The 12899-nt window shown below is 74.3% G+C and carries 12 protein-coding genes; 4 read left to right on the top strand and 8 right to left on the bottom strand.

Annotated elements, in window-relative coordinates:
* Positions 1–101 precede the first annotated feature (101 nt).
* The 3 genes from Cba03nite_RS20405 to Cba03nite_RS20415 all read right to left on the bottom strand — a co-directional run bounded on the left by Cba03nite_RS20405 (position 102) and on the right by Cba03nite_RS20415 (position 4520).
* The gene (locus Cba03nite_RS20405) at positions 102–566 is read right to left on the bottom strand and encodes a CAP domain-containing protein (RefSeq protein WP_203748507.1); all 465 of its coding nucleotides are present in this window, start codon (positions 564–566) and stop codon (positions 102–104) included.
* Between the two features lie 38 nt (positions 567–604).
* Entirely contained in the window at positions 605–2755 is a 2151-nt protein-coding gene (locus tag Cba03nite_RS20410) for a DEAD/DEAH box helicase (RefSeq protein ID WP_203748510.1), read from the bottom strand.
* A 121-nt stretch (positions 2756–2876) separates the two neighbouring features.
* Positions 2877–4520 (bottom strand): serine/threonine-protein kinase, encoded by a 1644-nt coding sequence (locus Cba03nite_RS20415; protein WP_203748513.1) that lies wholly within the window; start codon positions 4518–4520, stop codon positions 2877–2879.
* Positions 4521–4640: 120 nt separating this feature from the next.
* Here Cba03nite_RS20415 and Cba03nite_RS20420 point away from each other — a divergent pair, with 120 nt between their 5' ends.
* Entirely contained in the window at positions 4641–4973 is a 333-nt protein-coding gene (locus tag Cba03nite_RS20420) for a YciI family protein (RefSeq protein WP_203748516.1), read from the top strand.
* Positions 4974–4986: 13 nt separating this feature from the next.
* On the opposite strand, the gene Cba03nite_RS20425 is transcribed toward Cba03nite_RS20420, so the two are convergent.
* Positions 4987–6015, bottom strand: a complete 1029-nt coding sequence (locus Cba03nite_RS20425; protein ID WP_239125905.1) for a cobalamin B12-binding domain-containing protein — start codon at positions 6013–6015, stop codon at positions 4987–4989.
* 14 nt (positions 6016–6029) lie between these two features.
* Positions 6030–7643 carry a SpoIIE family protein phosphatase gene (locus tag Cba03nite_RS20430; RefSeq protein ID WP_203748521.1) on the bottom strand — a complete coding sequence of 538 codons (1614 nt, stop codon included), beginning with the start codon at positions 7641–7643 and terminating at the stop codon, positions 6030–6032.
* A gap of 715 nt (positions 7644–8358) precedes the next feature.
* Between Cba03nite_RS20430 and Cba03nite_RS40365 the strand changes: the two genes are divergently transcribed.
* The 3 genes from Cba03nite_RS40365 to Cba03nite_RS20445 all read left to right on the top strand — a co-directional run bounded on the left by Cba03nite_RS40365 (position 8359) and on the right by Cba03nite_RS20445 (position 10739).
* A complete protein-coding gene (locus Cba03nite_RS40365; RefSeq protein WP_203748523.1) occupies positions 8359–9897 on the top strand; it encodes a sigma-70 family RNA polymerase sigma factor in 1539 nt (512 codons plus the stop codon).
* Between the two features lie 108 nt (positions 9898–10005).
* The gene (locus Cba03nite_RS20440) at positions 10006–10374 is read left to right on the top strand and encodes a hypothetical protein (RefSeq protein ID WP_203748525.1); all 369 of its coding nucleotides are present in this window, start codon (positions 10006–10008) and stop codon (positions 10372–10374) included.
* A 50-nt stretch (positions 10375–10424) separates the two neighbouring features.
* Positions 10425–10739, top strand: coding sequence for a hypothetical protein (locus tag Cba03nite_RS20445; protein ID WP_203748527.1), 315 nt, complete (start codon positions 10425–10427; stop codon positions 10737–10739).
* Positions 10740–10827: 88 nt separating this feature from the next.
* Here the strand turns inward: Cba03nite_RS20445 and Cba03nite_RS20450 are convergent, their stop codons facing one another.
* Genes Cba03nite_RS20450 through Cba03nite_RS20460 form a run of 3 tightly spaced genes read right to left on the bottom strand, consistent with a single transcriptional unit; the run spans position 10828 to position 12767 of the window.
* Entirely contained in the window at positions 10828–11166 is a 339-nt protein-coding gene (locus Cba03nite_RS20450) for an ArsR/SmtB family transcription factor (RefSeq protein WP_239125906.1), read from the bottom strand.
* Between the two features lie 29 nt (positions 11167–11195).
* The gene (locus Cba03nite_RS20455) at positions 11196–12143 is read right to left on the bottom strand and encodes a cation diffusion facilitator family transporter (protein ID WP_203748531.1); all 948 of its coding nucleotides are present in this window, start codon (positions 12141–12143) and stop codon (positions 11196–11198) included.
* Positions 12144–12767 carry a methyltransferase family protein gene (locus Cba03nite_RS20460; RefSeq protein ID WP_203748534.1) on the bottom strand — a complete coding sequence of 208 codons (624 nt, stop codon included), beginning with the start codon at positions 12765–12767 and terminating at the stop codon, positions 12144–12146. It abuts the gene before it with no gap.
* Between the last annotated feature and the right edge of the window lie 132 nt (positions 12768–12899).

The following is a 12899-nucleotide window of genomic DNA, read 5'->3' on the forward strand; positions in this document are numbered from 1 at the left end:
CTTATGCATAGCAGTGCGATGCATAGTAGTTCTAGGTATAGTGTCCGTAAAGTGGCAGGCAGCGATCACGAGCTGGGTCTATCGACTGCGATGCCGCCGCATCACGGGGTGGCGAAGTCGGCCACCGCCACGTACTCGCTGCCTGCGGTCATGGCCACGGCTCCGATGTGGGTGTACCGGCAGTCGCTGATGATCGCGCGGTGGCCGGGGCTGTCCATCCAGCCGGCGACCGCCTGCCGCGCGTCGCCGGTGCCCTGCGCCCAGAACAGGATCTCGCCGGTACGCGCCGCCGTGAACCCGCTGTCGGCGATGCGCTGCCCGGCGGTGCTGCCGTCCGAACCGGTGTGCTCGCGTACGCCGTCGCTGAGCATGTCCCGCGCGTGGCGGGCGGCGGCGTCGGCCAGCCGCGGGTCGGCGGCGACCGGCGGGCAGGACAGCTCCGCCCGCCGCTCGTTGATCAGCGTCACGAGCGCCTCGCCGTCGCCCGGCTCCGGTGGCTCGGCCTGCCCGCCGGCGCATGCGGCGAGGCAGAGCACGAACCCGGCGGCCAGCAGCTTTCGGACCATGTCCACATGATGCCCGGCCGCCCGGCGGCGATAACCGTTCAGGCGTCGCCGGACTCCCGCAGGCGCGCCCGCTCCTGCTCGATGATCTTTTTCTCGGCGGTGGCCCGGGTGCCGTCGCCGCCGTCGATCGCCTGCGCGTTGGCCTCCTTGGCGGCGCTGGGCCGGGCGTACTCGTCGAACAGCGCGGCCTTGCCCGCGACCAGCTCCCGCATGCTGGTGTCCACGGTGTCCTCGGCGATCAGGCGGAACACCTGCACCGGCCGGACCTGACCCATCCGGTGGCAGCGGGCGATAGCCTGCTCCTCGGTGCTGGGCTTCCACTGCGGCTCGATCAGGATCACCACCGAGGCGGTCTGCAGGTTCAGGCCCACGCCGCCGACCTCGATCTGGCTGACCAGCACGGCGGGTCTCCGGCTCGCGGTGAACGCGTCGATGACCTGCTGGCGCTGCAGGGGCGGGGTGGAGCCGGTGAGCGGCCCGTGCGCCCGGTCGCCCAGCGCCGCCGCGACGGCGGTCAGCACGTCGCGGAAGTACGAGAACACGACCACCTTGTGGCCCTCGGCCAGCGCCTCACCGGCGATCTCGCGGACGTGGTCGAGCTTGGTCGACGTCCCGGCCGGATCACCGAAGGTGGCCCGGCGCATGGTCATGAAGTGACCCTCCCAGACGGCCTTGCGGTAGGCGGCGGCCTCGTCGGCCGACAGCGTCACCGGCTGCACCGTCTCGATCCGGGCGGGCAGCTCGTCGAGCACGTCGGACTGGTTGCGGCGCAGGTACGCCGGAGCGATGGCCTGCCGGAACGCGTCCGGAGAGGACGCCGCGGCCGCCTCGCGGGCGACGTCGGGGTTGATGTGCTCGGTGAGCACGCCGAACTCCTCCACCCGGTTCTCCAGCGGGGTGCCGGTGAGCAGGGCCACCCGTTCGGCGTGGTCGATGACGCGGCGGCTGTGCCGGGTCCGGTTGGCCGTGGGGTTCTTGATGTAGTGCGCCTCGTCGAACGCCACCATGGCGAGCTGCACACCCTTGAGGTCCAGCCGTTCCAGCGCCGTGTACGCGGTCACGCCGACACCGCCCTGCGTACGCCACGCGGCGGTGTTCTTGGCGACGTCGCCGCCGTACAGCAGCCGCGGGGTCAGCTTGCAGTGCCGCCGGATCTCGTGCATCCAGTTGCCGGCCAGGCTCGGCGGGCAGACCACCAGGAAGTGCCGCTCGCCCTGCGCCGCCAGGTGGCACATGGCCGCGAGCGTCTCCACGGTCTTGCCCAGGCCCATCTCGTCGCCGAGGATCACCCGCCGCTGCGCGATCATGAACCGCGCGCCGAACGACTGGTATCCCCGCAGGCTGGAGTTCAGCAGGCTGGTGTCCAGGCGCAGCTCGTCGACGCGGGCGGCGGTGTCCGACGGCAGCTGCCCGGTCCGCCCGCCGGTCTCCCGGCCGGTCGCCTCGGCCAGCAGGGTCAGGTAGCTGGCGGCGTCGGCCTGGTACTTGCGCCACAGTTGCTGATCGGTCGGCTCCTTGGCCAGGGCCGCCTCGGCGGCCTGCAACTTGGCTCGGGCCGCTTCCAGCCGCGGCGAGCGCAGCGCCGCCTCCAGCTCGGCGAGCGCGGCCCGGTCCGCCTCACGGCCCTCGCGGCCGCGGAACAGGCTGCGCCAGCGGCTGTTGGCCCGCCGGGCCGCCTCGATCCGGCCCGCGATGGCGTCGTGCAGCTCGCCGGCCCGGCCGAGGGCGGGCCGCACGCGGCGGCGTACCAGGAGCAGCCGGTGCAGCGAGCGCAGCAGGTGGGTGTCGGCCGGTGAGCGGCGGTCGGGGTCGGGGCGCAGCGCGGTGTCCGCCTCGATCTCGGCGGCCAGCGTCTCCATGGCGCCTTCGAGCTGCGCGACGGTGGCCCGTCCGATGCCGGGGACCTGGTGGAGCTGGTGGCGCCGGGCGATCAGCTGCCCGACCGTGGTGATCCCGGCCGCCTGCAGCGGCCCGAGGCGCAGTCTGCCGCCCGCCGCCTGCCGCAGCCGGGTGAGGTCGGCCTGGTGCAGGCGCTCGTCGAGCGACTGCCGCCGGTGCGTGTCGGCGAGGCCCCGGATCTCGGTGAGCAGCCGCTGCTCGGCGTCGAGCACGGTGCGGGCCGTGCGCTGGGCCTCCGCGGCGTCGGTGACCAGGGCACGCGCCTCACGGCTGCGGGCGGCGGCGACCATCGCGACCTCGCTTCACACTCGCCGCACCGGGGGTGGCACGGATCATCGGTTCTGCCTGCGGCGCGGATCGGTCGTGGTCCGACCTTCCGGCTCCTCTGACATGCCCGTCGGGTGTGCGACGCTACCAAGGCCTGCCCAGCGGTCCGCTGCCCGCTACGGGCTGGCCGGTGACGTCCTCCTCTTCGTCCTCGGCTGTGGACGGTGACGGCGCGGGCGGGCTCGCGGCCTCCGTGGGGCTGGGTTCGGGGCTGGGCGAGGCCGGTTGGGGGCCGGACCCGGGACTCTGCTGCGGCGGCGGCACGGGCCCGGTGGGCTCGGTGGACGCGGGCGCCTGGGCGGTCGGGCTCGGCTGGCCGCTGATGGGCGCCCCGGCCGGCCCGAGCAGGGACGCCGCGCACGGCCGGCCGTCGAGCCGGAACGCGGTCGGCAGCGGATTGCTCTCCTGATAGGTCCACGCGACAGGCAGGCTCAACCGGGCTTCGGGAGCCAGGTCCCGGGTGCCGGTGGCCGTGACGGTCCGGCCGTCCTGCCGCCACCGCGCGTCGGCGTCGACACGCTGCGTGCCGGGCAGGTCGAACGAGATCCGCGCCGGAGTACGGGTGTCCCCGGCGGCGTTGACGACAGTGACGGTCGCCGCGAACCGGCGGCCGGTGTCGCCGCGCAGCTGGAACGTCGCGTCGCAGGCGGGCGGGGCGCTGGCGGCGGGCGCCGCCGTGGACGGCTCGGACGGCCCGGCGCCGTTCAGGACCCACACCGCGACGGCGGCCGCGGCGAGTCCGGCGACCGCGGCGGCGAGCGCCACCGTACGGCCGCGACGGCGCGGCGCGACGGGTTCGGGCAGCGGCTGCCAGGGCAGGATGTGGGTCAGGGTGGCGGCGTCGGCGGGCAGGGCGGCGCCGGCGGCGGTCGCGGCACCGGCGGTGTCCACCTCGCCGAGGGTCTGCGCGAGCTGCGCGGCCGTGGGCCTGGCGGCGGGATCGCGGTCGAGGCAGGCCGCCACCGCCGCCGCGACGGCCGGGGGCAGGCCCTCGATGTCGGGCAGCGGATCCGGCGGCCGGAAACGCGGCGCGGTGAGCAGGCCGACCGGGGTGTCGGCCCGCCAGGGCAGCTCGCCGCTGAGCATGCGGTACAGCAGCACGCCCAGGGCGTACACGTCGGCGGCGGGCTGGACCGGTTGCCCGTCGACGCGTTCGGGCGCCAGGTAGGCCGGGGTGCCGATGAGGTTGCCGTCCGGGCCGACCTCGTCGCTGCCGGTGGAGGCGCAGATACCGAAGTCGATGATCCGCACGCCGTCGCCGGTGAGCAGGATGTTGCCGGGCGCGATGTCGCGGTGCACCACCCCGCGGGCGTGCGCGGCGGCGAGCGCGCCGGCGGTCTGCGCGGCGACCGCGACGGCCTGCGGCCAGGGCAGGCTGCGCCCGCCGTGCAGCGCCTGGCCGACCGAGCTGCCGTCGATCAGTTCCATCACCAGGAACGCGACCGGGACCTGGTGGTCCTGGCGGTCCAGGCCGAAGTCGTATACCTCGGCGATGTGCCGGTGCCGCAGCCGGGCCAGGGCCTGCGCCTCGGTGCTCAGCCGCTGCACCGCCCACTCGTCGGCCACGAACCGCGGGTTGAGCAGCTTCACCGCGACCATGCGGCCGAGCCGCTCGTCGCGGGCCTGCCAGACGGTGGCGCTGCCGCCGCTGCCGACGGGTGCGGCGAGCCGGTAGCGGTCGTCGAGCAGCGTGCCCGTCTGCCAGGATCCAGCCGCGGTGGTGCTCATGCACAGCGCCTACCCGTCCCGCACGCTCACGAACCCGCCGGGACCGTGTCTGGACATACAGCCCGATGTGATGGTTTGCCCGGCGGCACGCGGGGTAGCCGACCGGGAGGAGGTGTCACTGTGGCCAGGTTTGTGACCATCGGGTACGGCAGCCGGGAAGGCTACGACCGCACCGACCCGGCGCTGCGGGACGCGGCGCACGCCCACGACGACCGGCTGCGTGCGGCGGGCGTGGAGATGGGCGTCGCGGGCAGCCCGGTGCAGGTGCGCAACCACGACAGCGCGGGCGTGCGGGTGCAGCGGGGCCCGTTCCTGTCGGCTGCCCTGCCGGTCGCCGGGTTCTCGGTGCTCGAAGCGGACTCGCTGGAGGAGGCGGTACAGCTCGTCTCGGCCTCACCCTGCGCCGTCGCGCACGGGGTCGTCGAGGTGTGGCCGTTGCAGGAGTCGCCGTAGCGGCGCTCGTGCCTCAGCCGGCCAGCCGGCGGTGCCCGGCGGCCAGGTGCGCCCGCGCCCGGGGGAAGTCGTAGAGCTGCTGCTGGTACACGTCGAGCACCAGGTCGACCGTGGGCAGCGGGACGCGCCGGGTGCCCAGCACGACGCAGAGCCAGTCGAGGAACGTCCCGAACAGCTCGGGGTCGTCCACTAGCAGCCCGGCGCACAGGAACTCGACGATCTGGCCGAGGTCGAACTCGGTGGCCTCGCGCTGCGCCGGGGTGTAGCGGCCCACCACGGGGAACCGCTCGGCCAGGGCCTCCATGCCGGAGGCGACCAGCTGCGGGCCGCGTTTGGCGATCAGCACATGCTCGTCGTCGCTGACGAACGACTCGCGCCGCGGTTCGCTCTCGGCCAGGGACAGCCCCGGCCAGGAGCGCAGCACGCCGAGCGCCTCGCGGGCGTCGCCGGCGACCCGGTCGGCGCCCAGCGTCCGCCCCCAGCGCGCCGCCGGGCCGAACCCGCGGCCACCGGCCAGCACGGGCGTCGCGGTGCTCTGCGCGGCCTCGATGACGCGGTGCGCGGCGGCCAGCCGGGTCGGCACCGAGCAGCTGACCGCCACCACGTCGGGTCCGTGGCGGTGCAGGTAGGAGATCAGGTGCGGTCCCGGCACGCTGGCGCCCAGGAAGCGCACGTCCCAGCCGTCCCAGCGGACCACCTCGGCGAACAGCCGCGCGGGCAGCGCATGCCACTCGCCGTCCACGCACGCCACCACCAGGATGCCGCGCTCGGCGGCGCCGGGCCGGTGGTGGGCCGCCAGCGCGGCGACGACGTGCTCGCTGACATGGGTCGCCGCGTGCTCCTGCGCGACGCTCCACTCGTTGCGCGCCCAGAGGTCGCCGATCGCCGCCTGGGTGGGCGCGACCAGGTCGAGCAGGACGTCGCGGGGCGGCACGCCGCGCTCGGCGAGGGCGAGCGCGAAGTCGACGGCGGGCGCCTGCGCGCCCTGGCCGACCAGCGCGAGGTATCCCGCACGGTCTGCTTCGGACACGGCCGTGGTCATGTGGCGAACCTCCCTCATCCTGCCGGTGCCGCCGGGCCGCCCGCGGCCTGGATCACGAGCACCGCGATGTCGTCCTGCAGGCGGTCGCCGACCCAGTCGGTGACCCGCTGCGCGACCCGTTCGGCGATGACGGCGGCGGGTGCGCCGCGGTACGCCCGCAGCTCGGCGGCCAGCCGCTGCGGGCCGAAGAGCGGGCGGTCGGCGGAACCGGCGCGGGCCTCGGTGACGCCGTCGGTGTAGAGGACCAGCGCGTCGCCCGGCCCGAGCACGACCTGCGCCTGCCCGAACGGCGCGTGCAGGAGCAGGCCGACGGCGGTGCCGGAGACGTCGACCTCGGCCGGCTCGCCGGCGGCCCGCATCAGCAGCGGCGGTGCGTGGCCGCCGGTGGCAAGGCTCACCGTGAGCGAGCCGTCGGGCTCGGGGGTCATCGCTCCGATCAGCAGCGTGGCCAGCGTCGGCCCGTCGCCGGTCAGCGTCGCCTGGTTGAGCAGGTCGAGCAGCCGCGACGGGCACGACTCGGTCAGCCACAGCGCGCGCAGGCTCTGGCGGATGTTGCCCGACTGCACGGCGGCCTCGATGCCCTTGCCGCACACGTCGCCGAGCACGAACATCCAGCTGCCGTCAGGACCGGGGCGTACGTCGTAGAAGTCGCCGCCGATGCGCAGCCGCTCCCACGCGGGACGGTAGGCGGCGCCGAGCGCGACGCCGGGCACCTGCGGCAGCGCGGGCGGCTCGACGCTGCGCTGCACCAGCTCCGCGGCGTCGGCCTGGGCCGCGTACAGCGCGGCGGCGCTGATCGCCGCGCCCGCCCGGGCGGCGAACTGGCGGACCAGGTGCACCTCCACCGCCTCGAACGGCGCGCGGCCCGCATGCCGGGCCAGCACCAGCGCCCCGGCCGGCATGCCGTGGCCAGGCAGCGGCACGACCATCGCCGAGCCGACCGCGCCGAACCCCTCGGCGAGCAGCCCGGCGATGTCGTCGCCGAGCCGGGGATCGTCCTGCACGGTCAGCCCGGTCAGGGCCTGGTCCAGGGCGCTGCCGGGCGGCACCGCCCACTTGGACAGCGTGCCGGTGCTCTCCGTCCGGTCCTCGGGGCCGGCGTCGACCCGTACCCAGGACAGCTGCCGCTCGTCGTCGCAGACGACCACGGCACAGTCGGCCAGCGCCGGCACGGCCAGCAGCGCCGTGGTCCGCGCGGCGCGGCCGCGGTTGAGGCAGGAGCCGAGGCGGCGGCCCGCGTCGGCGAGGAACGCCGAGCGCCACCGCTCGGCCAGCAGCGCGTCGACGCGCATGACCTGTTCCGTGACGTCACGGACATACCAGAGGGTGTGCTCGCCGGAGCGCACGCCGCGGCCGCGCAGCCGCCGCTCGTCCAGATCGACGTCGAACGCGCCGGGCGGTCGCTGCACGACGTCGGCCAGGGGTGGCGCGGTCACGGCCCGTCCGGCCGCGACGCCGAGGAGGCGCACTGCCTCGGCGTTGGCGAAACGGACGACACCGCCCCGGTCCACCGCGAAGATCATCTCGTCGGAGCCGTCCAGCAGCTCGGCCCAGGGCATCTCGTCCAGGCCGGAGGGCGCGGCCGGGCTGTCCGGGCCGGCGGCGTCGTCACCGGTGAGAACGTTCACGGCAAGAGGATCAGAGGCCAGGGGAGGCTGCGGCCGCACCGTCATGATCTCTTCGCTCATGCCCCTACCCTGCCACGACCGCCCCCGCGTCGCCGAAGGCACGGGTCCACGGGACACTACCCGCCGGCATGAGCCAGTAATCGTGACGCCGGTCACTCCTGTATGCGCCGAACGGGGACCCGGTGCGGTCGACGCCTGACGACGCCGTGACCGCACCGCGCCGCACTGATCGGTGCCGGTTTGCCGGGCCGGGAGCGGGGCGACGCTCCACGACCCACCATTGTTCTCCATTTCTCGATGTCGGTGCTCCCACTCCAGGGCCGGAGCGGGGCGGCATGGTGGGCGAATTGGAACGCCGGGCACGTTCCCATCCGATATGCGAGATTGCCAGAGTCTCTCGCCGCCTTCAAGAGGAGATCTCTTATCGGCATCGGCCGAACGGCCGCGTCAGCACACTCCCAATGCCGCTTAACCGCAGGTGGAAACGCGACACCAGGCTTCTGCCGAGGATTCGGAAGACGTCGTGCGACCGCTTTCACGAGCTTTCCATAACCTTTTCTCCATCAATTGTCAGGCACGGAGGAAAACCGTTATGCGCGAGCCTGCCGCGGCGTCGCGGGGCGCGATGCCGCCGACCGCCGCGCGGGCCGCTTGACGCCACGCCGTTCCTCGGCCAGAGTCGATCCCCCGATCCACTGACGACAGCGACACGGACATGCCATCCACCAGCACCGGCGAGGCCGCACTCGTCACCGCGGCACAGGCGGGCGACCGGCGGGCGCTCGCCGCCCTGCTCGAGACGTACCTGCCCTTCGCGTACACCATCGTGCGCCGCGCCCTCGGGTCCGGCGCCGACGTGGACGACGTGGTGCAGGAGACCATGCTGCGCGCCGTACGCGAGCTGCGCGAACTGCGCGATCCGCACACCTTCCGGGCATGGCTGGGCACCATCGCCGTCCGGCAGGTCAGCACCCACCTGCAGCGGCGCCGCACCGCCGAGCCGTACACCGGCGGCGAGCTCGACGACCTGATCGAGACGGCCGACGCGGGCGCGTCGTTCGAGGGGCTGACGATGCTGCGGCTGGACGTCGCCGCGCAGCGACGGCAGGCGGCCCGCGCGGCCCAATGGCTGGACGACGACGACCGGGTGCTGCTCTCGCTGTGGTGGCTGGAGGTCGCGGGGCGGCTGTCTCGCACCGAGCTGGCGGCGGCCGCCGGGGTGAGCGTGGCCCACGCCGGGGTACGCGTACAGCGCCTGCGGCAGCAGCTGGAGCAGTGCCGCGCCCTGCTGGCAGCCCTCGACGGGCGGCCGCGCTGCCCGGAGCTGGAGAGCGTGGCCGCCGGCTGGGACGGCACCCCGGGCTCGGCCTGGCGCAAACGCCTGACCCGGCACGTGCGCGACTGCGCCACCTGCGCCGGGGCCGCGGGCGGACTGGTGGCCGCCGAGCAGCTGCTGACCGGGTTCGCCCTGCTGCCCGTCCCGGTCGCGCTCACCGCCGCCGTGCTCGGCAAGGGCGCCGTCACCGGGACGTCGTCGGTGACGCTGGCGGCCAAGGCCGGGGTGCTCGGCAATCTGGCGAAGACGTTCGCGGCCTCGCCGATCGCCGCGACCGCCGTGACCGGATCCGTGGTCGCCGCCGCCGCGGTGGCCGCGATCGCCTGGCCGTCGCCGTCACCCGCGCCGCCCCCGTCCGCCGTGGCGCCGCAGCCACCGGCCGTGACCACACCTGCCGCCTTGCCACCCTCGCCGAGCCCTTCCCGCACCCGTCCGGCCCCCAGCGCCACCCCGCGGCCGTCACCGGCCCCGGCGGCCCCGCTGACGACCGGGCCGTTCTCACTGGAGGCGGGCGGTGAGCCCGGCCTGTTCGCCACGACCGCGGACGGGCTGGCCGTGCTGGCGCCGCTGTCGGCCGCGAGCGGCGCCGACACCCGCGCAACGGCCACCTTCCAGGCCGTCTCCGGTCTGGCCGACGCGAAGTGCTTCTCCTTCCGCGCCTCGGACGGCCGCTACCTGCGCCACTCGTCGTGGCGGCTGCGGCTGGACCCGGCGATCGACACGGAGCTGTTCCGCGGCGACGCCACCTTCTGCGTACGCCCCGGGCCGTCGGCGGGCACGGTGCTGCTCGAAGCGTCGAACTATCCGGGCTGGTTCATGCACCGGCGTGGCACGCAGCTGTGGGTCGACCACAGCGACGGCTCGGCGGCCTTCCAGGCGGAGAGCGCGTTCCGGGTCCGTCCGCCGCTGGCCGGGTGAGCGCTCGGCGCACCGGCCCTCACCCGCAGAGGTCGGCCTGACCAGGTCCTGCGCACGGGTCGGCGGCCGCCCCCGGCCCGGGGCGGGCGCCGCTTGTACGATCCTGCGATGACCGAGAGCGTCCTCCTCCGTTTCTCCTTCTTCGAGCACGAATGGGACGAGGACATCGACTCGCCCGAGAAGGCGGACGCCGAGCTGCTCCGCCGTGCGACCGAGGGCACCTGGTTCGAAGTCGAGGACGTCGATCCGGACGAGTTCGACACGATCGAGGCCCTGGCCGAGCGGGTCGAGGAGGTCATCGGCGGGGAGTGGGACGCGCCCGCGACAGTGGCCCGGCTGCCCCTGGACCGGCTCCGCACGCTCATCGCCGAGGGCGGCTGGACCTTCGTGGCGGGTGAGTTCTCGGACTTCGAGGGCCACCACAACGACACCGAGCTGCTGGTGAAACTCACCCGCGCGCCGGGGAGCCGGGCCTAGGGTCGAGTAGAGCGCACGCTCGTGCGCCGGATGCGCTGAGAGGGGCCCGGATGAGCCAGCTTCGGAATCTGCAGATCGAGATCCTGGACCGGCCGGCCGTGGACGATCTCATCGGCAAGGTCGACGACACGTCGGCGCAGCCGGGCATCGCCGAGCGGGTCCAGCAGTGGCGGGCCGAGCACGGGCACGAGGACGCCACGGCCGAGGCGTACTCCTTCGTCGTGGTGGGACCGACCCTGATGTTCCTGCACCGCTGCCCCGACGGCGTGATCCTGCCGTTCGCGGCGTACCCCGACGGCACCCTGAAGGTGTACACCGACCCCGATCACGCGGGTGAGAGCTTCCACCGGCGCGACGACACGTGACTCAGCCGTCAGCGCACTGGGGGATCGGGACGCAGCGCCGCAGCAGGGCGTCGCCGCGCCACGCCTCTCGGCTGCGGCAGTCCGGTCATCAGCAGCAGTCCTCGGTCTGCGCCGCCGGGCAGACGCTCGGGTCGACGGCCAGCACCACCCCGAGCAGGTCGCCCAGGGCGTGAGCCAGGCGCGGGTCGGACAGCTCATAGCGGGAACGGCGTCCCTCGGGGGTGGCCACGACCAGGCCGCAGCCGCGCAGGCAGGCGAGGTGGTTGGACAGGTTCTGCCGGGTAACGCCGAGCAGGTCGGCCAGGTCGGCGGGGTAGGCCGGGGCGTCCCGCAGGGCCAGCAGCAGCCGCGCACGGGTCGGGTCGGACAGGGCGTGCCCGAAGCGGGCCAGGACCTGCCCGTGGCTGAGGGCGCTGACGGTCTCCACGGCTAGATAGTACACGATCCACTGAACTGTTAGCGGCGATGCACCTGGCCGTGTGCGACCTCGCAGTGCTCGACATCGGCGGACTGCTCGCCGAAGTGGTCGACCTGCAGGGTGGTGTGCCGGATGCCGTGCGCGGCGGCCAGCCTGCGTTCGAGCGCGTGGCGCACCTCGTGGCAGTCGGCGGGTTCGCCGACCAGCACGTGCGCGGACAGCGCGGCCTGCTCGCCGTCGAGCGCCCATACGTGCAGGTCGTGGACCTCGACCACGCCTTCGACGGTCAGCATGTCGGTGCCGAGGTCGTCGGGGCGCACGTGCGTGGGCGCCGCGTTGAGCAGCACCCGGCCCGACTCGCGCAGCAGCCGCCACGCGCCCTTGACCATCAGCGCGACGACCACCAGGGTCGCGACCGCGTCGGCCCGCACCCAGCCGGTGAGCATCACCACGGCACCGGCGGCCACGGCCGCGACCGAGGCGAACATGTCCATCAGCACGTGCTGGTAGGCGCCCTCGATGTTGAGGCTGGCACGGTTGGCCCTGCTGATCGCCCACGCGGCCACGACGTTGACGGCCAGCCCGAGCACGCCCGTGACCACGACCATCCATCCGGTGACCGGCGGCGGGTCGGCCAGCCGCCCGACCGCCTCCACGCCCAGCCAGCCGGCCAGCAGCAGCAGGCTCAGCCCGTTGACCGCCGCGGACAGGACCTCCGCACGGGCCAGCCCGAACGTGTAGCGCCCACCCGCGGGCCGGGCCGCGATCCGCATCGCGAACAGCGCCAGCACGATCGCGGCGGCGTCGGTGAGCATGTGCGCCGCGTCCGAGATCAGCGCCAGCGACTGCGCGACGACCCCAACGGCGACCTCGACCAGCATGAACCCGGCGATGACGGCCAGCGCGACGGCGAGCCAGCGCCGGTCCGCGTCGGCGCTGACGCCGTGCGAATGTCCGTCGTGGTCGTGGTGTTCGTGCTCGCGCATCTACGCCTCCCCGAGGGCGGCTGCCTTCAGGCGGCCCACCAGCGGCAGGAACCGGCCGGTACGGGCGGCGTACCGGCGGTAGGCGGCGCCGTGCGTGCCGAGCAGGTACGGCTCCTCGACCACGCGCACCTGCAACTGCACCCCGACGAGCAGCGCCACCAGCCCGGCCCCGCTGACCAGGTTCGGCACCAGCAGCAGTGTGCCCGCGGCCGTCATGCCCATCGCGGTGAAGATCGGGTTGCGGCAGAACCGGAACAGCCCGCCCACCACCAGGTCGGTGCGCTCGGCCGGGTCCACTCCGACCCGCCAGGAGGAGCCCATGGTCAGCTGCGCCAGGACCACCATGACGGTCCCGGCGGCGGTGAGCACCGCTCCGGCGACGGTCACGGCGGCGGGGACCGCGAGCCCCGGCAGGCCCGCCAGCGCCGCCACGGGCGCGGCGAGCAGCAGCACCAGCGCCCCGACGAACAGCACCCTGGCCCACCAGGCGAGCGAGCCCGGCGGCTGGCTGCCCAGCCGCATACCGGTGTCCCGGGTGGCGCGCCAGGCCAGGTAGCTGCGTACACCGAAGGCGTAGAGGGCGCCGGTGAGGTTGGCCGCCAGCGCGAACCACGCGGCCGTCATCGCCACCCGCCCGCGCGCCGCATATTGATGTGCACCATGCCCCGACAGTACAGCGAATCGTGAATTCATTGCAACATGAACATGGGAACGGATGTCGCCCCCGCTACCGGCCGGCCGGACCGTATCCTGTCC

Origin of the sequence: Catellatospora bangladeshensis (genome assembly GCF_016862575.1) — a bacterium.
Lineage (GTDB): Bacteria > Actinomycetota > Actinomycetes > Mycobacteriales > Micromonosporaceae > Catellatospora > Catellatospora bangladeshensis.

Excerpts from the sequence above, each read along its gene's own strand:
- Cba03nite_RS20405 (WP_203748507.1), bottom strand. The coding sequence starts at position 566 with ATGGTCCGAAAGCTGCTGGCCGCCGGGTTCGTGCTCTGCCTCGCCGCA.
- Cba03nite_RS20410 (WP_203748510.1), bottom strand. The coding sequence starts at position 2,755 with ATGGTCGCCGCCGCCCGCAGCCGTGAGGCGCGTGCCCTGGTCACCGAC.
- Cba03nite_RS20415 (WP_203748513.1), bottom strand. The coding sequence starts at position 4,520 with ATGAGCACCACCGCGGCTGGATCCTGGCAGACGGGCACGCTGCTCGAC.
- Cba03nite_RS20425 (WP_239125905.1), bottom strand. The coding sequence starts at position 6,015 with ATGACCACGGCCGTGTCCGAAGCAGACCGTGCGGGATACCTCGCGCTG.
- Cba03nite_RS40365 (WP_203748523.1), top strand. The coding sequence starts at position 8,359 with ATGCCATCCACCAGCACCGGCGAGGCCGCACTCGTCACCGCGGCACAG.
- Cba03nite_RS20440 (WP_203748525.1), top strand. The coding sequence starts at position 10,006 with ATGACCGAGAGCGTCCTCCTCCGTTTCTCCTTCTTCGAGCACGAATGG.
- Cba03nite_RS20445 (WP_203748527.1), top strand. The coding sequence starts at position 10,425 with ATGAGCCAGCTTCGGAATCTGCAGATCGAGATCCTGGACCGGCCGGCC.
- Cba03nite_RS20455 (WP_203748531.1), bottom strand. The coding sequence starts at position 12,143 with ATGCGCGAGCACGAACACCACGACCACGACGGACATTCGCACGGCGTC.
- Cba03nite_RS20460 (WP_203748534.1), bottom strand. The coding sequence starts at position 12,767 with ATGACGGCCGCGTGGTTCGCGCTGGCGGCCAACCTCACCGGCGCCCTC.